Origin of the sequence: Ideonella sp. (assembly GCF_041287625.1) — a bacterium.
Classification (GTDB): Bacteria; Pseudomonadota; Gammaproteobacteria; order Burkholderiales; family Burkholderiaceae_C; genus Ideonella.
Map to the genome: position 1 here is coordinate 1 of NZ_JBGGNH010000021.1, position 23,387 is coordinate 23,387.

The following is a 23,387-nucleotide window of genomic DNA, read 5'->3' on the forward strand; positions in this document are numbered from 1 at the left end:
CATGGACGACATGGTCGGTGGCGGCAAGGTCATCAAGGCCGAAGTCCCGCTGTCGGAAATGTTCGGCTACTCGACCACGCTGCGCTCGATGTCGCAAGGCCGCGCCACGTACACGATGGAGTTCAAGCACTACAGCGAAGCCCCGCGCAACGTGGCCGACGCGATCATCAACTCGCGCGGCAAGGGCTGAAGCCAGGAAGGCGGCGCTCAGGTCTGGCCGGCAACGGCCGATAAGCGTGGATCAGCCCCCCTGATCCCATGCGCGCCGCCTTTCTCGCTGTTCTCCTGGCCCTGCCGGCCGCCCTTGCGAGGGCCGCGGACCTGCCGCCGTGCAGCGAGCCTGTGCGCTACGCTGCCGACTGGTTTCCTTCGCCCGAGCTGGACCACGCCAAACCCTCGGCCCAGATCACTTCGCTGGGCAACGAAGGCAAGAAAAAGGCCGGCGGCAAAGGTGTTCAGCTGGGCCATGTGATGGTCCAGACCCAGCTCAGCGTGACGCCGCAGACCAGCTGCGCCGGCATCGTCGTGCGGCTGGGTTTTGTCAATCCGGTGCTGCGCATTGCCAGCGAATTCCCGAAAGACAGCTGCAGCTACGAGCGTGTGCTCAACCATGAGCACACGCATGTGCGCATCTGGCGCGACATCGCCGCCCAGTTCCGCCAGCTGCACTACCCGTGGCCCGAACGCGCCGCCTCTGCCACCGTGCTGGCGAATGCCAGGCAGGCGCTGGCCACGCTGGCGCGCGCGCAGGCCGAGTTCGACAGCCCCGAAGAGTACGCACGCAACAACGTGCTGTGCAACGGCGAGATCCAGCGGCTGTTGAAACTGCCTTCGATGGCTTCGGCCGGCGGCTGAGCTGCCCGCCATCAAGCAGGCTTGCGCGGGCCTTGCGCGGGATCAAGCCTGAGGCGGCCGCCTGCCCGGATCATGGCGGCAAGCCTACCGGAGAACCCCATGAAGACCATGAAAGCCGCTGTCGTGCACAGCTTCGGCCAGCCGCTGCAGATCGAGGAAGTGCCTGTGCCCGAGGTGACGGCCGGGCAGGTGCTGGTGAAGGTGGTCGCCTCGGGCGTCTGCCACACCGACCTGCACGCCGCCGAGGGCGACTGGCCAGTCAAGCCCAGCCTGCCGTTCATTCCCGGCCACGAAGGCGTGGGCTATGTCGCAGCGCTGGGCGCGGGCGTCAAGGGCATCAAGGAAGGCGACCGCGTGGGCGTGCCCTGGCTGCACACCGCCTGCGGCCATTGCGAGCACTGCATCACCGGCTGGGAAACCCTGTGCGACGAGCAGCAGATGACCGGCTACACCGTCAACGGCGGATATGCCGAGTACGTGCTTGCCGACCCGAACTATGTCGGGCAGCTGCCGGCCAACATCGGCTTCTCGGAAATCGCCCCGGTGCTGTGTGCTGGCGTCACGGTCTACAAGGGACTGAAGGTGCTGGACTGCAAGCCGGGCGACTGGATCGCCATCTCAGGCGTTGGCGGGCTGGGCCACCTGGCGGTGCAGTACGCGCGGGCCATGGGCTTTCATGTGATTGCAGTGGATGTGGACGACGCCAAGCTGGCGCTGGCCAGGCATCTCGGCGCAGAGATGACGATCAATGCGCTCACGCAGGATCCCGTGCTGGAGGTGCAGCGGGCCTTGCGCGGCGCGCATGGCGTGCTGGTCACCGCTGTTTCGCGCAGTGCGTTCGCGCAGGCGCTGGGCATGTTGCACAAGCGCGGCACGATGTCGCTGGTCGGCCTGCCGCCAGGCGACTTCGCGCTGCCCATCTTCGACGTGGTGCTGAACGCCAAGACCGTGCGTGGCTCCATCGTCGGCACGCGCAAGGACCTGCAGGAGGCGCTGGCCTTCGCGGGCGACGGTCTCGTGCACACCACCTTCACCGAAGACAGCCTGGACCACATCAACACCGTGCTGGGCCGCATGAAGCGCGGCGAGATCGAAGGGCGCGTGGTGATGCGCATTGGGGACGAAATCGGCGCGTGAAGCCATGCGGCGTGGCCAGCAATGAAGCGGGCGGGGGTCATGCCGCAGAATCCGCCGCATGACTGCCCCCAACCCCTACGCCGCGCCTTCGGCTGCCGTCGAAGACATCGCACCCGACGCCTCCAACCCGCAGAACCTCGAATACGCCGGCTTCTGGATCCGGGCCTGGGCCTCTGTGATCGACACAGTGCTGATCCTGCTGGTCACCACGCCCTTGCTGATCGCCGCCTACGGCTTCGCGTATTACACCGGTGGCAAGGAAGGCATCATCGCCGGGCCGGCGGACCTGTTGATCTCCTATGTGGGCCCGGCCGCGGCCACCATCGCTTTCTGGATCCTGCGCCAGGCCACGCCGGGCAAGATCGTCGTCGGCGCGCGGGTCGTCAACGCCAAGACGGGCGAGCCGATCGGCACCGGCCAGTCCATCGTGCGCTACCTGGGCTACTACCTTTCGCTGTTGCCGCTTGGTCTGGGTTTCCTGTGGGTCGCCTGGGATCCTCGCAAGCAAGGCTGGCACGACAAGCTGGCCGGCACGGTGGTGGTGCGCACTAAGCGGGTCGACGCGTCCAGGCAGGTCAAGTTCGGCTAGCACCTCGGCCGGCCTCGTCAGGCTGCCGGCGGGTTCTTGTCGAATTGCGGCACCGCTTCGGGCAGCGTCAGCCACGGCTGCCCGTCGTGGCCCCAGATGCTGAGCGCTGGCATCAGCCACGAGGTGTCGTCCAGCGTGCCGGACTTGATCCAATCGAGGTCCGGCGTGACGTCCAGCTCGGTCATGATCGGCGAGCCGCACTTGCGGCAGAAGTGGCGGTGCACCGTGCGGCCGCTGCCGCCCTTGTGCTCGAACGTGCCGGGCAGCTCGCCAAGGTATTCGAGCGAGCCTTTGGCAAAGCCCACGTTGACCGAAAACGAGCTGCCGGACTGCCGTTGGCACTGCTCGCACTGACAGAGCAAGGTCATCACCGGCGCTGCGGCAGACCGATACCTCACCGCGCCGCAAAGGCAACCACCCACCAGCTGTTCCATGCCTGCTCCTGTTTGAACGGGCGCGATGCGGCCCAGGTCCATTGGAGGTGCATGCCGCCAAGGCCGGCTCTCTCGGTTGGGAGGGAATGGCCTGTCCCTCATGCGAGGTGGCGCCAGGCCGGCGCTGCGCAAGGTCTGCGAAGGCGACTCGCCGAACTTCGCGTGGTAGGCCTGGGCAAAGCGGCCGAGGTGGGTGAAGCCGCAGTCAAGCGCGAAATGCGCTCACGGGTGCGCAGACGGTGACGGCCGAGCCTTCGCATGTCGTGATCCAGACCCGCACCAACGGCGAATCCTTCGTCGTCCAGGCCGGCCGCTACCTGGACCGCATCGTGCGCACGCTGGCCGGCTGGCGCCATGCCCAGCGCAGGGTGATCTACGACACCTCGCGGGGGCTGACGCTGCTGGCCACGCCGATCTGAAGACAGGGCCGGCCCATTGCCGACGCCGCGGCCTTGCGGTGAACCCGCTGTGCCCCGGTGCGGACTCCGGGGACAATCGCCGGCTCCCCGCGAAAGGTCCTCATGTCTTCCTCTGCACCAACACGGCCGGCCGCCGTGCTGCGCAACTCGCCCCGCCAGGTGGCGATGGCCTCGCTGATCGGCACCGCGATCGAGTTCTACGATTACTACATCTACGCCACCGCGGCGGTGCTGGTCTTCAACAGCCAGTTCTTTCCGAAGGCAGACCCTTCGGCCGCGCTGCTGCTGTCGCTGTCCACGATGGCGCTGGCCTTCGTGGCGCGGCCGGTGGGCTCGGCGCTGTTCGGCCACTTCGGCGACAAGATCGGCCGCAAGCGCACCCTCGTGGCTTCGCTGCTGACCATGGGCCTGTCCACCGTGGCCATCGGCCTGCTGCCGAGCTACGACAGCATCGGCCTGTGGGCGCCCCTCCTGCTGTGCGTGTTCCGCATTGGCCAGGGCATTGGCCTGGGCGGTGAATGGGGCGGTGCGGCACTGGTGGCGACGGAAAACGCGCCGGCGGGCAAGCGCGGCCTGTTCGGCAGCTTCCCGCAACTGGGGGCGCCCATCGGGCTGTTCGCGGCCAACGGCGTGTTCTTCCTGGTCAGCCATTTCCTTGGTGCCGAGGCCATGGTCGCCTGGGGCTGGCGCATCCCGTTCCTGCTGTCCATCGTGCTGGTGGGCGTGGGCCTGTACGTGCGGCTCACGCTGCATGAAAGCCAGGTCTTCCGCGAGGCCGAGAAAGCCGGCAAGAAGCTGAACGCGCCGGTCACCGCGGTGCTGCGCAGGCACGGCCTGCAGGTGCTGCAGGGCACGCTGATCATGACGACGACCTACGTGCTGTTCTACCTCATGACGGCCTTCGTGCAGATCTACTCGAAAAGCCCGTTGGGCACCTCGCCGGCGGGCCACGCCACCGGGCTGGGCATTCCGGCCAATACCTTCACCGGCATCCTGCTGATTGGCGCCATCGTGTTTGGCGTTTGCACCAGCATCGGCGGCGTGCTGGCCGACCGCATCGGCCGGCGCAGCTGGCTGATGGGCGTGACGCTGGCCATCATGGCCTTCGGCCTGAGCATGCCCGGCTTCCTCGGCGGCGCGACGGCCGGCACGGTGCTGCTGTTCATCATCGTCGGCCTGGGCCTGATGGGCTTCACCTTCGGGCCGATGGCCGCGCTGCTGCCCGAGCTGTTCCCGACCGAGGTGCGCTACTCGGGCGCCTCGCTGGCCTACAACTTCGGCGCCATCGTCGGCGCCTCGGTGCCCACGCTGGTGGCGGTGAGCCTGAACCAGACCTACGGCCTGTGGGGCGTGGGCCTGTACCTGGTGGCCAATGGCGCGGTGACGCTGGCCGCGCTGGCATTGACCCGCGAGACCCGCGGCATTGACCTGACGATGGTGCAGAGCGCCTGAAAAGCCCGCAGCGCTGGCTTCAGCCTTTCAACCCGCCAGCGGGAAGGCCAGCCCGATCTGCGAGCCATAGATCGGGTAGCGCACCCGGCAGCGGAACACCCGCAGGCGCGAGGCATCCCAGCCGGCCTGCTCGCAGACGGTGGCGACCAGCTCCGGGTAGCGCGCGAACTCGGCCATGCGCAAGGCATGCGCGCCGCGGCCGAGGAACTGCACGCTCTCCAGCATGTCCAGCCGATCGCCCTGGCGCATCGGGTTGTCCGGATGGGTGATGCCTCGCACCACCGTGTCGTAGATGCGCAGCTCCGGCTTGGCATCCGGCCACACGTCGTCGTGCAGCAGCGCGTCCACCACGTAGACCTCGGCCGGCGGCTCGGCCTGCCCGCCCACGCCTGAGGTCGGAGGACCTTCGCCACGCACGGCCCGCTGCACGCCGCGGTACAGGCGCGCGCTGACCAGGTCCTGGCCTGGGAAGTCCCCCATGCCCAGCGGCAGGTCGCGCACCGTCGTTTCGAGGTACTGGCCGTGCGCCACGCTCTCGGCCTGCGCGGCCGCCACGGTGCTGAAACCCGGCACCATCTCGTCGCGCAGCGAGCCAATGGCGCCACCCGCCAGCGAGGTCACCTGGTAGCTGGCCCCGGGAGGCGCCAGGTGCGAGCCGAACAGCCGCAACAACCCGCTGGGGCGCAGGCGGCGACAGCCCAGCATCGCGTCGACGCCAACGCAGTCGTAGACGCACGGATCGGCCGAAGGATGCACGATGGCGGCGTTGACGATCACGTCGGCCCGCACGCCGCGCAGCGCGCTCATGGACTTGAAGGCCGCCGCCTTGTGGCGCAGCTCGAAGCTGCCGCGAGACTCCTGCACCCAGTCGCACAACACCGCTTCCAGCGTGTTGCGGTCGCCCACCTCGGCGGCCAGGAAATGCTCCAGCTCGGCAATCGCCAGGTTGACCTGCGCCAGGCAGGCCTTGTCCACGCCGGACTTGGCCGCGCCCTTGGCGACCTGTTTCAGCGCCTCCAGCCCCGGGCTGTTGCTCAGCGAAGCCAGTGAATCGCCGCTGCGGGCCGACAGCACCAGGCGGCTGACAGCAGACTGGCTGAGGTTCAGCGCCTCCTGCATGCCGCGCTGGTCGCGGATGCCGCGCCCGCCCAGGTCGGTCAACAAACCGTCGACCGCGGCGCGCAGCCGATCGCCCGTTTCTTCTGCCCTGCGGCGCAGCGCCACTTCAACGCCGGCCGCCTGTGTCTCGGTTCTCATGCTGTCAAGCATAGCGCGAAAGACCCACACCCCGAAGTGACCGCAAGGGTATTTTCAGAATACCTTCACAGAACCCTTGTAGCGATTTCGGAAATGCCTTAGGCTGCGTTCCATCCTTCCCACCCACCTTTGCCTGAGGCCTTAGAAGTGACCGCACAAACCTGTCTCCTGCCCTTGCGCCCGTTGTTGGCGGCGCTTGCACTGGGCACCTCCGCGCTGCCCGCGCTGGCCGGCCTGACCGGCACCTTGTACCCGGGCCTGGGCTATGACCTGATCGAGACCTCGCCCGGCAACTACACGGCCACCGGCTACATGTACCCGTCGATGTCGTACACGCTGCCCAACGCCTCGGGTGGCGGCACCGCCTCCGGCGCAGCAGCCGGCGTGGGCGCAGCGCAGCTGTCGACCGGCACGGCCTTCCTGGGCTACCGCGGCATGGTGATCACGCCTGCGCAGACCTACGTGCTGGGCACCTTGGGCGTCAATTCGGTGGATGGCTGGATCCCGAAGGGCTCCGGCTCCTCGTCCGCCCAGGCCACCAATGCCAACAACGAAGTGGCCGGCACCAGCGAGCTGTACTCAAGCGACGGCACCATGGACCTCGGTGGCCGCGCCGTGTACTACGCGCCCGGCTCGGGCGAGCCCCGGATGCTGGCCGTCCCCAAGGGGTTCACCGATGCCAGCGGCGTCGGCTACATGGGCACGTCGAACATGTCGTCGTCCGGCGTCATCATCGGCTTTGGCGGCGAAGTCGCGGCCAACGGCGCGTCGCGCGTGATCCGCTGGGCCAACCCGACCGCCAAGGGCAAGGTGCTCGACAACGTCACCCTGGGCAGCGCCACCGGCACCGCCAGCTGGGGCGTGGCGGTGAACGCCGCAGGCGACGTGGTCGGCAAGGGCAATCTGTTCAACGCCAAGGGCCAGAACCTGGGCACCGTCGCCGCCCGCTGGCTGGCGGGCAGCACGGCAGCCACGGCGCTGCAGTCGCTGCCCAAGCCGCTTCGCGCCAGCCACAACAGCTCGGCCGCGGCCATCAACGGCGCTGGCGTCTCGGTGGGCTCGTCGGCCAAGTTCTCGGACAGCGGCGCTTCGATGGGCGACGCGGCCGTGCTGTGGCCGGCCGGCGCCACCACGCCCACCGAGCTCAAGGGCCTGGGGCACGGCAGCGACGGCATGGGCTGGACCTACGCGCTGGCCATCAACAACAAGGGCGTCGTGAGCGGCGTCGGCACGTCGTTCAGCGACTCGGGCACCAACCTCGGGCAGCGCGCCATCCGCTGGGCCGCCGGCAGCACCGAGCCCGAAGTGCTGGGCCTGCTGTCCCAGGCGGCGGATGGCGGCTCGTACAGCTACGCCTTCAGCATGAACAACAAGGGCTATGTGGTCGGCACGGCCAACGCCGTCGGCACCGCCTCGGGCGATGCGTCCGACCCGACCGCGCTGGCCGTGCACGCCGTGGTCTGGAAGCCCAACGGCACCGCCGTGGACCTCAACAAGCTGCTGCCGCCCAACAGCGGCTGGCAACTCTTCAGCGCCTACTCGATCAGCGACACCGGCTGGATCACCGGCATCGGCTTCTTCCAGCCGCCTGGCTACGACGTGAGCTACTCGTACCCGCGCCTGTATTCGATGCAGATCAGCAAGACGGACTGACCGCCGCGGTGGTCACCGGCTGGGCAGGCGCCGCAAGGCAGCCCAGTCCTTCCAGCGTCACCGCCACCGCCTGGTCCAGCGGCGTGTGCGGGACCTCGCCGAGGAAGGCCGCCAGCCGGCGTCCGTCCATGCGGACCGGCTGGCGCCACAGGTAGCGCATCTCCTGCATCTCGCGCAGCGTGGGCACGAAAGGCGATGCCAGCTTCATGAGCCACCACGGCAGCGCGGCGAGCTTGGGCGCCGCACCACCGCTGCGCCGGGAGACCACGCGTTGCACCGCCTGACCCAGTTGCTTTCCGTCCTTGTCCCAGTGGCCTTCGAAGTGGAAGCGGGCGAAGGCGGGCAACTCGGCGCGGCGGGCCAGCACGGCCACCATCGCGCGCGCCAGGTCAGGCAGGTAGGCCCACTGGTGGCCCACGCCAGGCGCTGAAGGCAGCGCCACGCTGCTCACCGGCTTGCCCGGCTTGACCATGCCTTGCGCAAACCAGTTGTTGCCAGCGCGCGGGCCAAAAAAGTCCCCCGCACGCAGGATCAACACCCGCGCTCCCTCGCCGCTGGCTTGCTGCAGCCGGCGCTCCATCTCCACGCGGATCGCACCCTTGCGCGTCACCGGCCGCTGCGGCGCGTCTTCGCCGATCAGCGGCTGGGCCAGCGCGTCCGGCCCGAAGTTGTAGACCGTGCCAGGCAGCGCGATGGTCGCGCCTACCGCCTTGGCCGCGGCGATGGTGTTGTCCAGCATCGGCAGCACCAGCTCGGCCCAGCGCAGGTAGCCAGGCGGGTTGACCGCGTGCACGATCACGCCGCAGCCTTGCGCCGCGGAGAGCACGTCCGCCGCATTCATCGCGTCACCGCGCAGCCAAGTCGTACCGTCGCGTTGGAGCTGCGGCTGTTCCAGGCCGCGCTGAAGCGCCCTCACCGTCCAGCCGGCGTCCCTCAGCTGCCGAGCCACTTCGCCGCCCACGCCACCACTGGCGCCCAGCACCAGCGCCGTCTTCGAACTCATCTGCTGTTGTTGCCGCTTGTCCATCTCATGCTCCTTGGGAATCGGGTTGATGGGATGGATTCTGGTCAGCGAGCCACTGATTGGGAATTGCCGAATACAAGCCAGCAGCTATACATTTCCGTATGGCTCAATCCATTGGCTGGGAACTCTATCGCTCGCTGCTGGGCGTGCTGCAGCAGGGCTCGCTGTCCGGCGCAGCCCGCGAACTGGGGCTCACGCAGCCGACCGTGGGCCGCCACATCGCCACGCTGGAACAGCAGCTCGGCGTGCTGCTGTTCACCCGCTCACAGCTGGGCCTGCTGCCGACCGACGCCGCCCTTGCGCTGCGCGGCCATGCCGAAGCGATGGCCAGCAGCGCCGCCGCGCTGGCGCGGCTCGCCACCAGCCAGGGCGACGCGGCGAAAGGTCTGAACGGCACCGTGCGCATCACCGCCAGCGAGGTGGTCGGCGTGGAGGTGCTGCCGCCCATCGTCAAGGCGCTGCGCGATCAGCAGCCCGGCATCACCATCGAGCTGCAGCTCAGCAACCGCGTGCAGGACCTGCTGCAGCGCGAGGCCGACATCGCGGTGCGCATGGTGCGGCCGACGCAAAACCAGCTTGTCGCCCGCCAGATCGGCCAGATCGAACTCGGCCTGTTCGCCCACCCCGCCTACCTCGCCGCCCACGGCACGCCACGCTCACTGCAAGACATGGCCGGCCACGCGTTCATCGGCTTCGACGAGCTGACGCCTTACCTGCGCGCCGTGGCCCAGCGTCTGGGCGTACAGCGCGAGATGTTCACCCTGCGCAGCGACAGCGACCTGGCGCAACTCGCACTGATCCGCGCCGCCGCCGGCATCGGCTTCTGCCAGGTCGCCCTGGCCCAGCGCAGCGAGCCGCCACTGCAACGGCTGCTGGCGAGCGAGTTCTCACTGCAACTGGACACCTGGATCACGATGCACGAGGACCTGCGCCACAGCGCAGCGTGCCGGGTCGTGTTTGATGGGCTGGCGGAGGGGTTGCAGCAGCATGTGGCTGCGGCGGGCAGCGCTTGAGGCGGCCCTGACTCCCAAGAGGGAGCTCAGCGGTTCAATTCACTTGCCTTCCGGCGGTTGCCAAAGCTCCACCTTGTTGCCCTCCGGGTCCATCACCCAGCCGAATTTGCCGTATTCCGATTCCTCGGTTTTCTCCAGCACTTCGCACCCTTCCGCCCGAAGCGCTGCCAGCAGCCCCGGCAGGTCGGCCACGCGGTAATTGACCATGAACGACGACGTGCTCGGCGCGAAACTCTTGCCGTCGCCGATGAACCAGGCGGTGCTGCCGGGCGTTGATTTCCCCGCGCTGTCCACCCACCGAAACTTGGCACCGCCCCACACCTGAACGTCGATGCCAAGGTGAGTCTTGTACCAAGCCCGCAGCGTCGCCGGATCCTTGGCCTTCAGGAAAACGCCGCCGATGCCCGTGACCCTGCTCATCGGCTTCTCCCCTGCCGGGCTGCCTGAAGCATTGCCTGCATCTGCCGCGGCGGCTTCCGCGCCGGCCCACGCCGGCATCGCTGCCAGCAACCCCGCGCACGCCAATGCAACCGCCAATCGTCTCTCACGCATTTGAAGAAATCTCCCGTGTTGACCCACCGCTGGTTCAGCCCACCAAAGCACCCGGTCGGGCTCGGGAGCGGCGCGAGGGCCAGCAAAGGCAAGTTCGCAGCTTGTCTTGTTCAAGCGCGATGAGCAAGCGCTTTCAAGCGGGCCGCTCGGGCCTCGCGCCGGCCGACTCGACCGCGGACTTGATGTCGTTCAGGCCTGCAGCAAGGCCTCACTAAAAACGAGCTTTGAAGAAGAAAGGCAAGCCATGGAATCAACTTTGTGTTGACTCAACGGGAAGTCCCTGTAAAGGGTCAGTCATCAACCCCTCAATAGCACCCTGAAATTCAACATCACCATTAACTTGCTTGAGCAATCTTCCAAGAAGCCGGGTATCCGGATTGTTCAACAAGTTCGTTGTGCTTTCCAACTACACACGAGTCAAAGTATTCCTGAACCTTCGAGTACGTATCAATAATTTCCGAAAGCGCTTGATCCAGCCATACTGAGAAGTAGTGAGTTTCAATGTTTCTTCTGTCAGAAGTCTTTTTGAGAAGTTCCGCCAGACCATCACTCAGACCCGCCATCTCGTAGTAATCGCGACTTCCAAGCATCGTTGACAGTGAAATCGTCTGCACATCAACGAGGTCAATTATTCGTTCGGTCGCTGTCGTCGGGAAACCTCCGGCTGACAGAAGCTCGAACTGCGTAACGGGTCTGGTCTTTTGCCGCTGCTTCAACGTCTTCAATTTTAGATCATTTGCTTTGGAGATCGAATGGACAACCAACTTTTGGTCTACGAGGAATGCTTTGATCGCGCATTCGACAGCCGTACAAATGCAAAACGCATCGATGGTTGCATCGATGCTCAAGAAGATCTCATGCAGCTGAAGGCTTGACGGCCCCGGATTCGATTGAAGAGCCTCCTTGGCATGCTGCAAGTTTTCGAGGCCCGGCGCCTTGCGCAAAACCCCATAGCCTCGACGAAGAAGTGCAATCGAAACATAGCGATGTTCCACGCTGTAGGCCTGCTTGGCTTCATTGGAATGGTTGCTCATTGATGCCTACGTCTGCCCTCTCGATAGTAGGCGTCACTGGCGGGCCTTCAGCAAGAGCGTTACTCCGGGGCCCGACCGGTGAGCAAATCGATTGTTTGGCGAAGTGCCAGCTCTATGTCGTGCATTCCCGTTAACCAGGCTTCCGGGCACTGAGGAGAGCCTTGCTCTCTTGCAACCTGAGCCTCGACTCTCGAGAGCGCCCGCTCTGCCAACTTGGTAGCCACCTTGCTGTTCCCGTTCGTGGCTGCATCCAGGAGGATTCGTAGACCAGAGGCTCGGCCTCCTATCCGCAGTTCTTCCTGTGCATCAAAGGGTTTGCCTGAACTTGTCATGTGCACTCCAACCTACCTTCGTGTGTTGCGTTCGATGAGCGAGATTTTTTTTCGATCTCCTCCAGTCGGGAGTTGACTTGGCTTCCTTGCTGCGACTCCTCATATGACGGCCCGGTGTATTGGTGACGGTCAATGGATCGGAGGAGCCATATGTTTGTGATCAGCGCCGCGACAACGATAACGCGGTACGTGAGGGTCAGCGCCTGTTCTGCATTGAGCTTGAGCATGAACGCGGTCCTTCGATCTGTGGGGAGTTGGTAGCGGATGAATCGGGTGGCGTCGTTCCGCCAGTTTGGTCTGTGACGCCTAATGAATAGCGTTTATCCGCCGAGCCACGGCCGATGGCGAGCGAGAGCCGGCTGAGCGAGGCAGATAAACCGTGTTGAACTGAACCATTGCGCCGTCCGTAGCCTTGTGTGGCGGTGAGTGATGCGCCAAGGAAGAGCGGACGCCCCGGGTGCTTCGGGCCATTATGGTCACGGGCGGGGTCGAGTAAAGCCCTCGGGGCAGGTTTGGCGTCGGCGGGAAAAGCGCGTGTAGGGCCAGAGCCGTACGCGCGGCACACCGAATGCCCTGCGCCTGTGACCTTGCCGCCTCTCTTCTGGAGCCTCGCCATGCCCACCTCATCCCTGCCCTCTTCCGCGTCCCGCCAGGCACCCCTCTCGATCCCGCCCGACGACGTTCGCCCGGTCGCGACGCCGGCAATGCTGGCCTCCACCGATGCCGGCAAGCTGGTGTTGCGGCTGACGGTGGCGGTGTTGATGCTGTTCCATGGCATCGGCAAGGTGGTCGACGGGCCGGGCCAGGTGATGGCGATGTTGACGCAGCACGGCTTGCCGCCGGCGCTGGCCTATGGCGCTTACCTCGGGGAAGTGCTGGGGCCTGTGTTGGTGATCATGGGCATGTACACGCGGGTGGGCGCGCTGCTGATGGTGGCGAACATGCTGGCGGCGTTTGCGCTGGTGCACATGGCGCAGTTGTTCACGCTGGCGCCCACCGGCGGCTGGGCGGTGGAGTTGCAGGTGTTCTACCTGTTCGGTTCGGTGGCCATCTTGCTGCTGGGCGCTGGCCGCTTCAGCCTGGCCGGGCCGCATGCACGCTGGAACTGACGACCAGGGCGCAGCGTGCAGGCAGCTTGGCAACCGGGACGGGACCACGGTTTGCCAAAGAGCCGGGAACTCACTCATCAGGAGATGCCATGTCTCACACCTTTGCCCATTTCGACAGCGCCGCCACGCACCGGCCTTCTTCCATCATCCGCCGCGGGCTGCGCCCGGCGCTTGCCATGGGCGCGCTGCTGCTCGCCAGCGGCCTGGCGACGGCAGCGGACTCGCTTTCGCGCGCCGACAGCAGCTTCATGAAGGATGCGGCCCAGGCCGGCAATGGCGAAATCGAAGCCAGCCAGCTGGCGCAGACCAAGGCCAAGCGCGACGACGTGAAAACCTTCGCGGCGCAGATGATCAAGGACCACACCGCGACGGCTGAGGAGTTGAAGGCGCTGGCGGCGAGCAAGAACGTCCAGCTGTCGGACAAGCCGTCGTTGGGCAAGCGCACCAAGCTCGAATTGATCAAGGCCGGCGACGACGACAAGTTCGACCAGCGTTACGTGGAAAGCTTCGGCGTGAAGGCGCACGAAGACACGGTGAAGCTGTTCCAGAAGGCTTCGACCGATGCCAAGGACGCGGACGTGAAGGCCTTCGCGGTGAAGACGCTGCCAGCGCTGCAGCATCACCTGGAGATGGCCAGGACGCTGCAGGCCGCCGTGGCGCCAGCGGCCGCGGCTTCGCGCTGACCGCCCGGGCCATCGCGGCACATGGCTTGCCGCGGTGGCTGCATTTCCGTGTTTGAAAAGGAGTCTGCAATGACCGCACGTTATGGCGACAAGGCGCAGGAGAAGGTGCACACCGCGCTGCACGAGCAGAAGGAAGGCAAGCTGAAAAGCGGCTCGACCGGCAAGCCCGTGAAGAGCCGCAAGCAGGCGATCGCGATCGGCCTCTCGGAGGCCCGCAAGGAGGGCGCAAAGGTGCCGTCCAAGCGGGGGTCGAAAAAGACCAGCGCACACTGAATCCTGCCTGCTGCGGGCCCAGCGAAGAAGTCGCCCTCGGGCGACTTTCTCCTTTCGTTTGCGCCGCGTTCACAGGCCGCTCGGGTAGGCCTCCGGCAGGTCGCCAGGCATGTCGAGGAGCGCCTCCTGCGACATGGGCTGGCTGCCGCCACCGGCGCGCCAAGCGGATTCGGGCGACAGCGGGCTCAGCGCACTGGTGCTGTCCAGGTGCAACAAAGCGTCGAACTGCTCGGCGGTGCGGGTGAAGAAGTAGTGGCTCTGGCGCTCGGTCTCCGGGCGGTAGATCACGCCGATGGCACGCTGCAGCCGCGGCTCGCGCAGCACCTCGCTTGCCTCGCTGCCGGTGCGCAGCGGCAGCCAGAAGCGAGGCAGGCCGGTGTCGTGCAGCAGCTGCTCCACGCTGCCGCCCAGCGACGGCCGCACGCGCTTCTGCTGTGCCGGGGCGCCCCAATCGCTGGCCGCGGTGACGGTTCCGCTGTGGGTGGACATGCCGATCAGCAGGCAGTCCTCGGGGTCGCGCTCGCGCACCAGCTGTCCCAGCGTCTGTTCGCCACGCAGGCGGCCCATCTCGGTGGCGCGCGCGTCGCCAGTGTGCGAGTTGTGGGCCCAGACGACGATCTTCGGCCGCGACACGCGCCGAGCCAGGTGCGTGCGCAGCTCGGCCAGCATCTCGGCCATGTGCTGGTCGCGCAGGTTCCAGGTGGACACGTCGCCCAAGTACATCGAGCGGTAGTAGCGCTCGGCGTTTTTCACCAGCCTGGCGTTCTGCTCGTCATCGAAATGGGACTCATCGTCGTCCACAGCGTTGCTGTGCTCGGCCGCCTGCCGGCTGCGCTGCAGCAGCTGCGCCAGCGCGGCGCTCACCGCGGCCTCGCAGGAACGCGCCGAACGCAGTCCGGTCATCAGGCCGTAGACCTGGCTGTCCGGCCCGAAGGCGCCGAAGCAGGCGTATTGCTCGCGCAGTGCGGCGGCGGTGCCCGGGTCGACCTGGTCCAGGTGATCCAGCACCGCGGTGATCGAGCCATGCAGGCTGTAGAGGTCCAGCCCGTAGAAGCCGGTGCGCACGGCCATGGGCCGCACGCTGTTGAACTCGCGCAGCCAGTCGATGAATCCCGCCACCACGGTGTTGCGCCACATCCAGGTGGGAAAGCGTTGGAAGCCAGCCAGCGCGGCGGCAGGCTCCATGGGCCGTGTGGTGGCGCTGGTGCGGTCCGCCGGCCGGCCGGTACCGCGCACGTGGCGGTTGACGCGCGCCGCGTCCGGCCAGTCGCCTTCGATGGCCACCGCGTGGAAGCCTTTCTCGGCGATCAGCCGCTGCGTGATGCGGGCGCGCTGCAGGTAGAACTCGTGCGTGCCGTGCGAGGCCTCGCCCAGCAGCACCAGGGACTTGTTGCCGACCAGATCGAGCAGCAGGTCGTGGTCCGTGGCATCGCCGCGCAGCGGGCGCGCAGCCCGCCGCAAGAGGTCCACGCATTCGTCATCGGGAGTTCGCATCGGGAAGTGTCTCCGGCGCCCGCGTGAGGGAGCGCACGCCGGTAGCAGGCAAGCGGCATGCCTTTCGCGCAGCGCCCGCCGGCAAGGGCATGCTGATTGCCGCGGCGAATGCACACCGTCCTTCCAGGAGACCACCATGGGCAATGCCGCCACCAAAACCAAACATCCGGAACAGCCGAGGGCCGACAAGGCCAAGGCGCCTGGGCCGCAGCGCGGGCCGGAAACCGAATCCGACGCGGGCGAGGAAGACCCGGGCGCGGCGCTGGACATGCCCGGCACCCGCGAGGCGATGGCGCCCGGGCTGCCGCAGCAGGAAAAGGGCGACGCGCTGGGCGGCGGCCGCAAGTAGGCCGCGTGGGATTCAGCGCGCCGCGTGTACGGCGCGGCAACTGCAGCAGCGGCTGCTCAGGGCAGGCTGTTGTGGATGTGCGTGGCTGCAATCGCGGCGACGCCGGTGGCCACGGTCAGCTGGTCCAGCCCGTCGATCACGTCGCCGGCCGCGTACAGGCCCGGCACGCTGGTGCGGCCGTGTGCGTCCACGACGATGGTGCGGGGCTTGGCCAGCTCGGCGCCCAGCGACTGGGCCAGCCCGGAAGCCGGGCGGGTGCCCAGCGCGGCATAGACCACGTCGGCCTGCACCGCCTCTCCTTCGCTGGTGTGCAACGTGACGCGCGGATCCTCTCCCACCCGCAGGGCCTCGGCCATGCCGGGCAGGCGGCGCACGCCCCGGCGCGCCAGCCGCGCCAGCAAGCTGGGGTCGGTCTCGCGATGCGCGCCGTGTGCGGCAATGCTGACGTGCTCGCTGAACCCGCGCAGGAAGAGCGCCTCGCGTGCCGCATGGTCGCCCTGGCCGATCACCAGCAGGCGCCGGCCGCGGTGTTCATGGCCATCGCAGATGGGACATTGCCGCAACAAATGCTGCTCGCGCAGCGCCTCGGTGCCGGGCAATGTCGGTTCCAGGTCCACCACGCCGGTGGCCAGCAGCACCCGCCGGGCGCGCAGCTTGCGGTTGCCCAGCTGGGCCTCGAAGCCGGCATGCGCCAGCGCCGGGTCGACGTGGATGCCGGGATCGGCCGGCTGCGGCGCCGGCAGTTCGGTGGCCGCGCAGGACGTTGCCGCGCCGCTGGACGGTTCGCCCGTGCCGGCCTGCGTGCAACCCGGCGGCGGCAACCGGGACAGCTGGCTCACCAGCCCCCAGGTGATGTGCGCCCCGGCCATGCGCAGCTGGGTGCGCATGCGCCGCAGCAGTTCGGTGCCGCTGATGCCCAGCGGGAAGCCAGGGTAGTTGTGCGTGCATGGAATGCGCTCGGCGCGGCTGTTGCCGGCGTCGACCAGCGCAACGCGGCGCTCGAAGCGCGCCAGGTACAGCGCCGCGGTGAGCCCGGCCGGGCCGCCACCGACGACCAGGCAGTCCAGCGGTTCGTCGCCGCTCATCGCTGCGAGGGCGCGGGGTCGTCCTGCGGGATGTCGTCTTCGTCGCCCCGTTCGGGCTCCTCGCGGGGCGGTGGCGTGCCTGGGGCAGGCGCGGGAGCAGTGGGCTGCGCGAAGCGGGCGTGGGTGTTCATCATGCCGCCGCTGCAGCAATCGGCGATCCCGGGCCGGCTTCAGCCGCCCAGGGCTTCCGACATGGCGCGGGCTTCGGCCTCGATTCGGCTCAGCAGCGCCAGCGCGGCGGGCTCGTCCAGCCGCAGCTGCAGCCAGGCGGCGGCGTCCAGTGGCGGGACGGCTTCGTCCGGCTCGTCGGCCAGGTCCAGGGCGTGGGCCAGTGCGTCACCCACGTGGATCAGCACCGTCAGCTCGGCCACGCCGGCCGCCAGCGCGTCGCCGGGCTGGTGGTGGTTGGCCATGGCTTCGCTGATGAGCGCGGGGAAGTGCCAGTGGCGGGCCAGGCGGGCGCCAATCTCGGCGTGGTCCATGCCCAGCACGGCCTGCTCTGCCAGGTGGCTCGGCAGGTCGCCGGCTTGTGCATGGGCGCGCACCGCGGCGGCCTCGGGTGCGAACTGCGAGACCAGCACCAGCTGGCCGATGTCGTGCATCAGCCCGGCGAGGAAGGCCTGTTCGGCGTCCATGCCCAGGCGCGGCGCCAGCGCGCGTGCGGCAACGGCGGCGGCCACGGCATGGCGGGTGTAGCCGCGCAGCGACCAGCCGGCAGGTGCGGCAGCGGGCTGCAATGCATCGCCAATGGACACCGCGGCCAGCATCGAGCCCATGGCCCGCAGGCCCAGCAGGTTGACAGCGTCGCCAATGCGGGCGACGCGGCCGGCCAGGCCGTAGAAGGCGGAGTTGGCCATGCGCAGCGTGCGGCCGGCCAACACCGAGTCCTGCTCGATCAGGTGCACGCAATGGGCGGTGGAAAGGTTCTCCTTGTCCAGCGCCTGCCAGACCGCGCGCAGCGCTTCGGGCAGCGGCGGCAGCTTGGCAATGCGGCCGTCCAGCCGCGCGGCGAAGGACTGGGGATCGGGCGTCACGATGGGCTCAGCCTCCAGGGCCTGGCGTGGTGTGGGTCGGCGGCAGCGCGCCCGTCAGCCCGCGGTGGCGGCGCAGCAGCGCATACAGCGGATGCAGGCGCTGCTCGCCCAGCGCGCGGCGGAACAGCCTGGCCAGCCGCTGCTCGGTGGCAGCAGCGTCGGCAGGATTTGCAGCGGGCAGCTTGCTTTGCGGTTCGTTCATGAAGCAGCAGGCGGCGAGGCCTTGGGCAGGAAGACCAGGCTGTGGCCACGCGGCGAGCCGTCGGCCACGCGCAGCGGCTGCACCAGCACCTGGCCGGGGCGGCCTTCGAAACACTGTTCCGACCAGTCCGAGGCCGGCAGCGAGATCACCGCCGGCATGCCGGGCCGCGTCAGCTCGGCCAGCCAGCCACCTGCCGGCAAGCCCAGTTGGGCCGCGGCTTCGGGCAGTTGCAAGTGGGCCTGTTCATTGGCATAGACGAGCAAGCCATCCGGATCCAGTCCCAGCACGGCCAGCGGCAATTGGTCCACCAGATCGCGCATGCCGCCGCTGCGGGCCTGCAGCAGTTGGTCCTGGGCTTCTTCGCGGGCCTGGGCGCCGGCCAGTTGCTGGCGCAGCAGCGTGACCTCGGTCTGCAGGCTGCCCAGTTCGTCCTGCAGGCGGCGGTGGTCGTCGCCCATCAGCTGCTGGTGGAAGGCCTGCGCCACCTGCGCGCAGAGCCGTGTTTCGTCCCAGGGCTTGGCGGCCACCTGGTGCAGCGCACCGCTGCTGGCCCCGCCCGCCACGGCGGCCCATTCCTCCGGGCCGGCCAGCGCAATGCGCACGACTTCCGGGTGCTGCTGCTGCGCATGCGCCAGCAGCGGCGGGCCGGGCAGGCCGGGGTCGCACAGCATCACGTCGACCGTGCTGTCGCTCAGGCGGGCGCGGCCCTCGGCGGCACTGGCGGCGGTGAGCACGCGGTAGCCCTCGCGGCGGAACAGCCTGCGCAGCGCGGAGAGCGCGGCCACGTCGTCGTCCACCAGCAGCAGTGTGCGGGTCTTGTGTCCGCCGCGCACGCGGTCTTCCGGCAGGCGCCGGCCTTCGCGCAGCAGCGCGGCCATTTCGTCGGCGGTGATGGGGCGGCTGAACAGGTAGCCCTGCATCTGGTCGCAGCCCTTGGCGACCAGCAGCGCCAGCTGGTCTTCGGTCTCCACGCCTTCGGCCAGCACCTGCATCTTCAGGCCCTGGGCCATCGTGATGATGGCGCGCGCCATCGAGACGCTCTCGGGCCCGTTGGTCATGTCCTGCACGAAGGAGCGGTCGATCTTGACCACGTCGATCGGCAGGCGGCGCAGGCAGCTGAGGCTGGAGAAACCGGTGCCGAAGTCGTCCAGCGAAATCTCGATGCCCAGCGCCCGCAGCTCGCGCAGCATGGCCGCGGCGCGCTCGGGGTTCTCCATCAGCGTGCTTTCGGTCAGCTCCATGCCCAGGCAGGCGGGGTCGGCACCGGTTTCGAGCAGCGTGCGCTGGACCTGGCGGGCCACATCGCCCTGCTGGAACTGCAGCGGCGAGAAATTGACCGCCAGCCGCACCGGCGGCAGGCCCTCCTGGCGCCAGATGACGGACTGTTCGCAGACGCGACGCAGCACCCAGTCGCCAATCGCGCCGATCAGCCCGGAGCGTTCGGCCACCTGGATGAATTCGACCGGCGACACGTCGCCCCATTTGGCCGAGCGCCAGCGCAGCAGCGCCTCGGCGCCGATCACGGCACCGGTCGCCAGGCTGACCTGCGGCTGGTAGCGCAGGCTCAGCTCGTTGCGCACCAGCGCATGGCGCAAAGCGCCGGCCAGCTGCATTTCGCGCAGCGCCAGCGCGTTGGATTCAGGCCGCGCGAAAGCCACGCCGCCGGCGGCTTCGGCGCCCAGCCGCGCGGTCTGCGCAGCTTCGAGCAAGGCATCGGCGGCTTCGCCATCGGCCGGGAACATCGCAATGCCGATGTGGCACAGCGGGAAGACTTCGGTGGGGCCGACACGCGCGGCCTCCTGCAGGCCGGCCTGCAGCGCCTGGGCGCGCAGGTGCAAGGCCTCTTGCGCGGCCGGACCGTCGAACACGCGCATGACCGCGAACTCGCTGCCGCCGACATGCGCTACGACCTCCTGCTCGGTGGCCATGCGCGAGAGCCGCGCGGCGATGGTCATGGCCAGGCTGTCGCCCGCGCCGAAGCCCATGGTGGCGCGCAGCTCGGTGATGCGCGGCACGTCGATGGAGATCAGGCAGAAGCCGCGTTCGTCCCAGCGCGCGGTGTGGGCGCGGGCATCGAGCTGGTCCAGCAGGCTGGAGCGGTTCGGCAGCCCCGTCACTTCATCGAAATTGGCCAGTTCCTGGATGCGGTGCTCGGCCTCGTGCTGGCGGGTGATGTCCTGGATCAGCGCCAGGCCGCGTGGCGGCTGGCCGGGTGCGCCGGCCTGCAGGATGCCGCGGTGCAGCACCACCAGGCGCTCGCCATCGGCACACAGCAGCCGGTGCTGCAGTTCGAAGGGTTCGCCGACCACGGCATTGCGCCAGATCGCGGCCAGCAGGCCGCGCTCGTCCGGCGGCACCCAGCTGATCATGTCCACCGTGTCGACCAGGTCCACCGGCGTGCTGCGACTGCCGGTCAACTCGCGCAGGCCCTGGGATGCCAGCAGGCGACCCGAAGGCCACTCAACCTCGAACGAGCCGGAGCGGCACAGCGACTCGCTGCGCGCCAGCAGGCTGGCGGTCCATTCGCTGCGGCGCAGGGCGTCCTTCAGCTCGGTCACGTCGGTGAGGGTCACCAGGTCGGCATGGTGGCCGTCGAACATCACCCGCTGGCCGAACAGGCGGGCGTCGAACTCGCTGCCATCGGTGCGGCGGCAGCGCACGTCGTAGGCGCTGCCCGGCTCGCCAGCCAGCCGGCGGCGGATCTGCTCGGCCACGTGCGCACGGTCGACCTGGGCAATGAAGTCGAGCAGGCTGCGGCCAATGACGGGCCGCCCGGGCGCGTCGCCCAGCAGCCGCAGCGCGGCCGGGTTGGCAAAGCGCAGCCCGTCCGCATCGACCACGACCAGCCCCACCTGGGCCTGGTCGAGCAAGGCGGCGGCGCGGCTGGCGTCCAGCCTGGCTTGAGCTGCGTTCGCGAAAGGGTCTTGCGCCATGGATGTGTGAGTCGGAAAGGCGGGCCGGGGCCCGCCATGAGGCCACTATCGGCACGGGCCCGCCCCGGCTTGAGAACAAGCGGCCTTCCATGGGGCTTTTCACCAGCCCGAGGCAAGCGCCGCGCCCGGAGAATGGCACTGCCGAAGGTCCCTGCTGCGCCGCTGCGCTTTCGGCCGGACCTGGCCGTTCCAGGCGCGAGGTGACACGATGACAACAACTTCACACCCTGCCTCCCCACTGCACATCGGCATGGCCGGCGCCGGCCTGTCCTGCGCGGTGATCGCCCGCGAGCTGGCCGAACAAGGCCACCGCTGCACCTTGTTCGAGAAACGCCCGCACGTGGCCGGCAACTGCCACACCGAGCGCGACGAGAAGTCCCAGGTGATGGTGCACATCTACGGCCCGCACATCTTCCACACCGACGACGACGAGGTCTGGGCGCTGGTGAACCGCTACATGCGCTTCATGCCCTTCGTGAACCGCGTGAAGGCCACCGCGCGCGGCCAGGTCTTCTCGCTGCCGATCAACCTGCACACCATCAACCAGTTTTTCGGCAAGACTTTCTCGCCGGCCGAGGCCGAGGCCTTCATCACGCAGGAACAGGCGGACACGAGCATCTCCGACCCGCAGAGCTTCGAGGAGCAGGCGCTGCGCTTCATCGGCCGCGAGCTGTACGAAACCTTCTTCCGCGGCTACACCTTGAAGCAGTGGGAGGTGGACCCGAAGCGCCTGCCGGCGGCCATCCTGAAGCGGCTGCCAGTGCGCTTCAACTACAACGACAACTACTTCTTCCACAAGCACCAGGGCATGCCGGAAAACGGCTACACCGAGATGGTGGAGAAGATGCTGGACCACCCGAACATCGAGGTGAAGCTGGGCACGCCGCTGGCCCCCGGTGCGCTGGCCGAGTTCGACCATGTGTTCTGGTCCGGCCCGGTGGACGGCTTCTACGGCTACGACCTGGGCCGCCTGCCCTACCGCACGCTGGACTTCCAGCGCTCCGAGGCCGAGGGCGACGTGCAGGGCTGCGCGGTGATGAACTACTGCGACGAAGCGGTGCCCTTCACCCGCATCACCGAGCACAAGCATTTCTCGCCCTGGGAAACCCACGCGGCTTCGGTCTGCTACACGGAACTCAGCCGCAGCTGCGGCGAGGCCGACATTCCGTACTACCCCGTGCACCTGACCGAAGGCGACGACCTGCTGCAGGCCTACCAGGCGCGCGCCGCCGCCGAGCCGGGCGTGACCTTCGTCGGCCGCCTGGGCACCTACCGCTACATGGACATGGACGTGACCATCCGCGCCGCGCTGGACACGGCGCGCGCCTTCCTGTCGAAACGCTGAGTAGGCACCGGGAACAGCCACCCGGGCTTTACGCGGTTTCCACAGGCCTGGCCGGCGACCAAGGGACTACCCTAGGAGTCATGGCATAGCATTGAACTGTGCCGATCCCAAAGGAACCCCCTGTGACGTCTTCCCTCTTCTCGCGCCGGCACACGCTGGCTTTGGCGCTTGCTGCCGCCCTGCCTGGCCTGGCCCATGCGCAAGCCGCGCCCTGGCCCAGCAAGCCGATCCACTTCGTCGTGCCTTTCGGGCCCGGCGGCTCGAACGACATCGTGGCCCGCGCGGTGGCCGAGGCCACCGCCAAGGTGCTGGGCGCGACCATCATCATCGAGAACAAACCTGGTGCCGGCTCGATGCTGGGCGCCGACATCGTCGCCAAATCCGCCCCCGACGGCTACACCTTCCTGACGCCTGCGGCCGGCGTGATCACCAACGCGATGATCAAGACGAAGATGCCGTACCAGGAAGACGCGCTGGTGCCGGTGGTGATGATGGCGGTCAGCCCGTCGGTCATCGTGGTGCCGGCCGATTCGAAGATCAGGGACCTGAAGGGCCTGGTCGCCGCGTCGAAGAAGGGTGACGGCCTGAACTTCTCGACTGCCGGCACCGGCAGCACGCCGCACTTCGTCGCCGAGATGCTCAAGCTCAAGGCCGGCGCGAAGATGCAGATCATCCCGTTCAAGAGCGGCTCGGAAGGCATGTCGGCCGTGGTCGGCAACCAGGTGGATGCGACCTCCGAAGGCAGCCCCATCGTGCTGCCGATGATCAAGGGCGGCAAGCTGATCCCCATTGCCTCGACCTGGAGCCGCCGCATTGCCGCGCTGCCGGACCTGCCGACCGCGCAGGAGCAAGGCTTCAACGACATCGTGATCGGCCACTGGACCGGCGTGTTCGCACCCAAGGGCACGCCGGACGCGATCCTGGACAAGCTCAATGCCGCGGTGAACACGGCGCTGAAGTCCAGCGAACTGCGGGCCCGGCTGATCCCGATGGCGATCGACCCGACCGGCGGCAGCCGCGAGGACTTCCGCAAGTTCCTGGCCGCCGAGAAGGCCAGGCTGGCCCCCATCGCCAAGGCCGCGCAAATGCGCGAAGACTGAACGCGAGGACTGAGCGGCTGAGCCCTCGC

Annotated in this window: 24 protein-coding genes and 1 pseudogene; 14 read left to right on the forward strand and 11 right to left on the reverse strand. The window is 68.0% G+C overall.

Going from position 1 to position 23,387, the window contains the following annotated elements; translation table 11 throughout:
• The 4 genes from ACAH41_RS08110 to ACAH41_RS08125 form a co-directional block, all read left to right on the forward strand.
• Nucleotides 1-190, forward strand: a 190-nt coding sequence (locus ACAH41_RS08110) for a hypothetical protein (RefSeq protein ID WP_325655862.1), incomplete at its 5' end; no start/stop codon positions are given.
• 68 nt (nt 191-258) lie between these two features.
• The gene (locus ACAH41_RS08115) at nt 259-855 is read left to right on the forward strand and encodes a hypothetical protein (protein WP_325655863.1); all 597 of its coding nucleotides are present in this window, start codon (nt 259-261) and stop codon (nt 853-855) included.
• 99 nt (nt 856-954) lie between these two features.
• A complete protein-coding gene (locus ACAH41_RS08120) occupies nt 955-1,992 on the forward strand; it encodes a zinc-dependent alcohol dehydrogenase (RefSeq protein ID WP_325655864.1) in 1,038 nt (345 codons plus the stop codon).
• A 58-nt stretch (nt 1,993-2,050) separates the two neighbouring features.
• A complete protein-coding gene (locus tag ACAH41_RS08125) occupies nt 2,051-2,581 on the forward strand; it encodes an RDD family protein (protein ID WP_325655865.1) in 531 nt (176 codons plus the stop codon).
• Nucleotides 2,582-2,598: 17 nt separating this feature from the next.
• On the opposite strand, the gene ACAH41_RS08130 is transcribed toward ACAH41_RS08125, so the two are convergent.
• A complete protein-coding gene (locus ACAH41_RS08130) occupies nt 2,599-2,949 on the reverse strand; it encodes a GFA family protein (protein ID WP_325655866.1) in 351 nt (116 codons plus the stop codon).
• Between the two features lie 302 nt (nt 2,950-3,251).
• Between ACAH41_RS08130 and ACAH41_RS08135 the strand changes: the two are divergent.
• Together ACAH41_RS08135 and ACAH41_RS08140 are read left to right on the forward strand one after the other, a co-directional pair.
• Nucleotides 3,252-3,434: pseudogene (locus tag ACAH41_RS08135) on the forward strand (anthranilate 1,2-dioxygenase); the annotation flags it as partial.
• A 102-nt stretch (nt 3,435-3,536) separates the two neighbouring features.
• On the forward strand, nt 3,537-4,886 hold the full coding sequence (locus tag ACAH41_RS08140; RefSeq protein WP_325655868.1) for an MFS transporter: 1,350 nt from the start codon (nt 3,537-3,539) through the stop codon (nt 4,884-4,886).
• A gap of 27 nt (nt 4,887-4,913) precedes the next feature.
• On the opposite strand, the gene ACAH41_RS08145 is transcribed toward ACAH41_RS08140, so the two are convergent.
• Nucleotides 4,914-6,143, reverse strand: a complete 1,230-nt coding sequence (locus tag ACAH41_RS08145; protein ID WP_325655869.1) for a hypothetical protein — start codon at nt 6,141-6,143, stop codon at nt 4,914-4,916.
• A 174-nt stretch (nt 6,144-6,317) separates the two neighbouring features.
• Here ACAH41_RS08145 and ACAH41_RS08150 point away from each other — a divergent pair, with 174 nt between their 5' ends.
• The gene (locus tag ACAH41_RS08150) at nt 6,318-7,796 is read left to right on the forward strand and encodes a DUF3466 family protein (protein WP_325655870.1); all 1,479 of its coding nucleotides are present in this window, start codon (nt 6,318-6,320) and stop codon (nt 7,794-7,796) included.
• Here ACAH41_RS08150 and ACAH41_RS08155 read toward each other — a convergent pair.
• Nucleotides 7,780-8,823, reverse strand: a complete 1,044-nt coding sequence (locus ACAH41_RS08155; RefSeq protein ID WP_325655871.1) for an NAD-dependent epimerase/dehydratase family protein — start codon at nt 8,821-8,823, stop codon at nt 7,780-7,782. The two genes, ACAH41_RS08150 and ACAH41_RS08155, sit on opposite strands and share 17 nt — an antisense overlap.
• A 98-nt stretch (nt 8,824-8,921) precedes the next feature.
• On the opposite strand from ACAH41_RS08155, the gene ACAH41_RS08160 reads away from it, so the two are divergent.
• On the forward strand, nt 8,922-9,833 hold the full coding sequence (locus ACAH41_RS08160; RefSeq protein ID WP_325655872.1) for a LysR family transcriptional regulator: 912 nt from the start codon (nt 8,922-8,924) through the stop codon (nt 9,831-9,833).
• Nucleotides 9,834-9,872: 39 nt separating this feature from the next.
• On the opposite strand, the gene ACAH41_RS08165 is transcribed toward ACAH41_RS08160, so the two are convergent.
• Together ACAH41_RS08165 and ACAH41_RS08170 are read right to left on the reverse strand one after the other, a co-directional pair.
• Complete coding sequence (locus ACAH41_RS08165) at nt 9,873-10,385, reverse strand: VOC family protein (RefSeq protein ID WP_325655873.1); 513 nt, start codon at nt 10,383-10,385, stop codon at nt 9,873-9,875.
• A gap of 335 nt (nt 10,386-10,720) precedes the next feature.
• The gene (locus ACAH41_RS08170; protein WP_325655874.1) at nt 10,721-11,419 is read right to left on the reverse strand and encodes a hypothetical protein; all 699 of its coding nucleotides are present in this window, start codon (nt 11,417-11,419) and stop codon (nt 10,721-10,723) included.
• 1,036 nt (nt 11,420-12,455) lie between these two features.
• Here ACAH41_RS08170 and ACAH41_RS08175 point away from each other — a divergent pair.
• The 3 genes from ACAH41_RS08175 to ACAH41_RS08185 all read left to right on the forward strand — a co-directional run bounded on the left by ACAH41_RS08175 (nt 12,456) and on the right by ACAH41_RS08185 (nt 13,816).
• The gene (locus ACAH41_RS08175; protein WP_325656007.1) at nt 12,456-12,860 is read left to right on the forward strand and encodes a DoxX family protein; all 405 of its coding nucleotides are present in this window, start codon (nt 12,456-12,458) and stop codon (nt 12,858-12,860) included.
• Between the two features lie 89 nt (nt 12,861-12,949).
• Nucleotides 12,950-13,543: a DUF4142 domain-containing protein gene (locus tag ACAH41_RS08180; protein WP_325655875.1), complete on the forward strand. Its 594-nt coding sequence runs from the start codon at nt 12,950-12,952 to the stop codon at nt 13,541-13,543.
• A 69-nt stretch (nt 13,544-13,612) separates the two neighbouring features.
• Nucleotides 13,613-13,816, forward strand: a complete 204-nt coding sequence (locus ACAH41_RS08185; RefSeq protein ID WP_325655876.1) for a DUF6496 domain-containing protein — start codon at nt 13,613-13,615, stop codon at nt 13,814-13,816.
• A 69-nt stretch (nt 13,817-13,885) separates the two neighbouring features.
• On the opposite strand, the gene ACAH41_RS08190 is transcribed toward ACAH41_RS08185, so the two are convergent.
• Nucleotides 13,886-15,310, reverse strand: coding sequence for an erythromycin esterase family protein (locus ACAH41_RS08190; protein WP_325655877.1), 1,425 nt, complete (start codon nt 15,308-15,310; stop codon nt 13,886-13,888).
• Nucleotides 15,311-15,446: 136 nt separating this feature from the next.
• On the opposite strand from ACAH41_RS08190, the gene ACAH41_RS08195 reads away from it, so the two are divergent.
• On the forward strand, nt 15,447-15,659 hold the full coding sequence (locus tag ACAH41_RS08195; protein ID WP_325655878.1) for a hypothetical protein: 213 nt from the start codon (nt 15,447-15,449) through the stop codon (nt 15,657-15,659).
• A 56-nt stretch (nt 15,660-15,715) separates the two neighbouring features.
• Here ACAH41_RS08195 and ACAH41_RS08200 read toward each other — a convergent pair whose 3' ends face one another.
• Genes ACAH41_RS08200 through ACAH41_RS08220 form a run of 5 tightly spaced genes read right to left on the reverse strand, consistent with a single transcriptional unit; the run spans nt 15,716 to nt 20,913 of the window.
• Entirely contained in the window at nt 15,716-16,744 is a 1,029-nt protein-coding gene (locus ACAH41_RS08200) for an NAD(P)/FAD-dependent oxidoreductase (RefSeq protein WP_325655879.1), read from the reverse strand.
• A complete protein-coding gene (locus tag ACAH41_RS08205) occupies nt 16,741-16,878 on the reverse strand; it encodes a hypothetical protein (RefSeq protein WP_325655880.1) in 138 nt (45 codons plus the stop codon). Before ACAH41_RS08205 ends, ACAH41_RS08200 begins: the two co-directional genes overlap by 4 nt.
• 36 nt (nt 16,879-16,914) lie before the next feature.
• On the reverse strand, nt 16,915-17,778 hold the full coding sequence (locus tag ACAH41_RS08210; RefSeq protein ID WP_325655881.1) for an HDOD domain-containing protein: 864 nt from the start codon (nt 17,776-17,778) through the stop codon (nt 16,915-16,917).
• Nucleotides 17,779-17,785: 7 nt separating this feature from the next.
• Complete coding sequence (locus tag ACAH41_RS08215) at nt 17,786-17,980, reverse strand: hypothetical protein (RefSeq protein ID WP_325655882.1); 195 nt, start codon at nt 17,978-17,980, stop codon at nt 17,786-17,788.
• Nucleotides 17,977-20,913 carry an EAL domain-containing protein gene (locus tag ACAH41_RS08220; protein WP_325655883.1) on the reverse strand — a complete coding sequence of 979 codons (2,937 nt, stop codon included), beginning with the start codon at nt 20,911-20,913 and terminating at the stop codon, nt 17,977-17,979. The genes ACAH41_RS08215 and ACAH41_RS08220 overlap by 4 nt, the downstream gene beginning before the upstream one ends.
• Before the next feature lie 208 nt (nt 20,914-21,121).
• On the opposite strand from ACAH41_RS08220, the gene ACAH41_RS08225 reads away from it, so the two are divergent.
• Nucleotides 21,122-22,258, forward strand: a complete 1,137-nt coding sequence (locus ACAH41_RS08225) for a UDP-galactopyranose mutase (protein ID WP_325655884.1) — start codon at nt 21,122-21,124, stop codon at nt 22,256-22,258.
• 122 nt (nt 22,259-22,380) lie between these two features.
• Nucleotides 22,381-23,358 carry a tripartite tricarboxylate transporter substrate binding protein gene (locus ACAH41_RS08230; RefSeq protein WP_370538249.1) on the forward strand — a complete coding sequence of 326 codons (978 nt, stop codon included), beginning with the start codon at nt 22,381-22,383 and terminating at the stop codon, nt 23,356-23,358.
• The last annotated feature ends 29 nt before the right edge of the window (nt 23,359-23,387 follow it).

Excerpts from the sequence above, each read along its gene's own strand:
- ACAH41_RS08220 (WP_325655883.1), bottom strand. The coding sequence starts at position 20,913 with ATGGCGCAAGACCCTTTCGCGAACGCAGCTCAAGCCAGGCTGGACGCC.
- ACAH41_RS08170 (WP_325655874.1), bottom strand. The coding sequence starts at position 11,419 with ATGAGCAACCATTCCAATGAAGCCAAGCAGGCCTACAGCGTGGAACAT.
- ACAH41_RS08145 (WP_325655869.1), bottom strand. The coding sequence starts at position 6,143 with ATGAGAACCGAGACACAGGCGGCCGGCGTTGAAGTGGCGCTGCGCCGC.
- ACAH41_RS08140 (WP_325655868.1), top strand. The coding sequence starts at position 3,537 with ATGTCTTCCTCTGCACCAACACGGCCGGCCGCCGTGCTGCGCAACTCG.
- ACAH41_RS08215 (WP_325655882.1), bottom strand. The coding sequence starts at position 17,980 with ATGAACGAACCGCAAAGCAAGCTGCCCGCTGCAAATCCTGCCGACGCT.
- ACAH41_RS08200 (WP_325655879.1), bottom strand. The coding sequence starts at position 16,744 with ATGAGCGGCGACGAACCGCTGGACTGCCTGGTCGTCGGTGGCGGCCCG.
- ACAH41_RS08155 (WP_325655871.1), bottom strand. The coding sequence starts at position 8,823 with ATGGACAAGCGGCAACAACAGCAGATGAGTTCGAAGACGGCGCTGGTG.
- ACAH41_RS08195 (WP_325655878.1), top strand. The coding sequence starts at position 15,447 with ATGGGCAATGCCGCCACCAAAACCAAACATCCGGAACAGCCGAGGGCC.
- ACAH41_RS08160 (WP_325655872.1), top strand. The coding sequence starts at position 8,922 with ATGGCTCAATCCATTGGCTGGGAACTCTATCGCTCGCTGCTGGGCGTG.
- ACAH41_RS08190 (WP_325655877.1), bottom strand. The coding sequence starts at position 15,310 with ATGCGAACTCCCGATGACGAATGCGTGGACCTCTTGCGGCGGGCTGCG.
- ACAH41_RS08120 (WP_325655864.1), top strand. The coding sequence starts at position 955 with ATGAAGACCATGAAAGCCGCTGTCGTGCACAGCTTCGGCCAGCCGCTG.
- ACAH41_RS08130 (WP_325655866.1), bottom strand. The coding sequence starts at position 2,949 with ATGACCTTGCTCTGTCAGTGCGAGCAGTGCCAACGGCAGTCCGGCAGC.
- ACAH41_RS08115 (WP_325655863.1), top strand. The coding sequence starts at position 259 with ATGCGCGCCGCCTTTCTCGCTGTTCTCCTGGCCCTGCCGGCCGCCCTT.
- ACAH41_RS08225 (WP_325655884.1), top strand. The coding sequence starts at position 21,122 with ATGACAACAACTTCACACCCTGCCTCCCCACTGCACATCGGCATGGCC.
- ACAH41_RS08165 (WP_325655873.1), bottom strand. The coding sequence starts at position 10,385 with ATGCGTGAGAGACGATTGGCGGTTGCATTGGCGTGCGCGGGGTTGCTG.
- ACAH41_RS08185 (WP_325655876.1), top strand. The coding sequence starts at position 13,613 with ATGACCGCACGTTATGGCGACAAGGCGCAGGAGAAGGTGCACACCGCG.
- ACAH41_RS08125 (WP_325655865.1), top strand. The coding sequence starts at position 2,051 with ATGACTGCCCCCAACCCCTACGCCGCGCCTTCGGCTGCCGTCGAAGAC.
- ACAH41_RS08180 (WP_325655875.1), top strand. The coding sequence starts at position 12,950 with ATGTCTCACACCTTTGCCCATTTCGACAGCGCCGCCACGCACCGGCCT.
- ACAH41_RS08175 (WP_325656007.1), top strand. The coding sequence starts at position 12,456 with ATGCTGGCCTCCACCGATGCCGGCAAGCTGGTGTTGCGGCTGACGGTG.
- ACAH41_RS08205 (WP_325655880.1), bottom strand. The coding sequence starts at position 16,878 with ATGATGAACACCCACGCCCGCTTCGCGCAGCCCACTGCTCCCGCGCCT.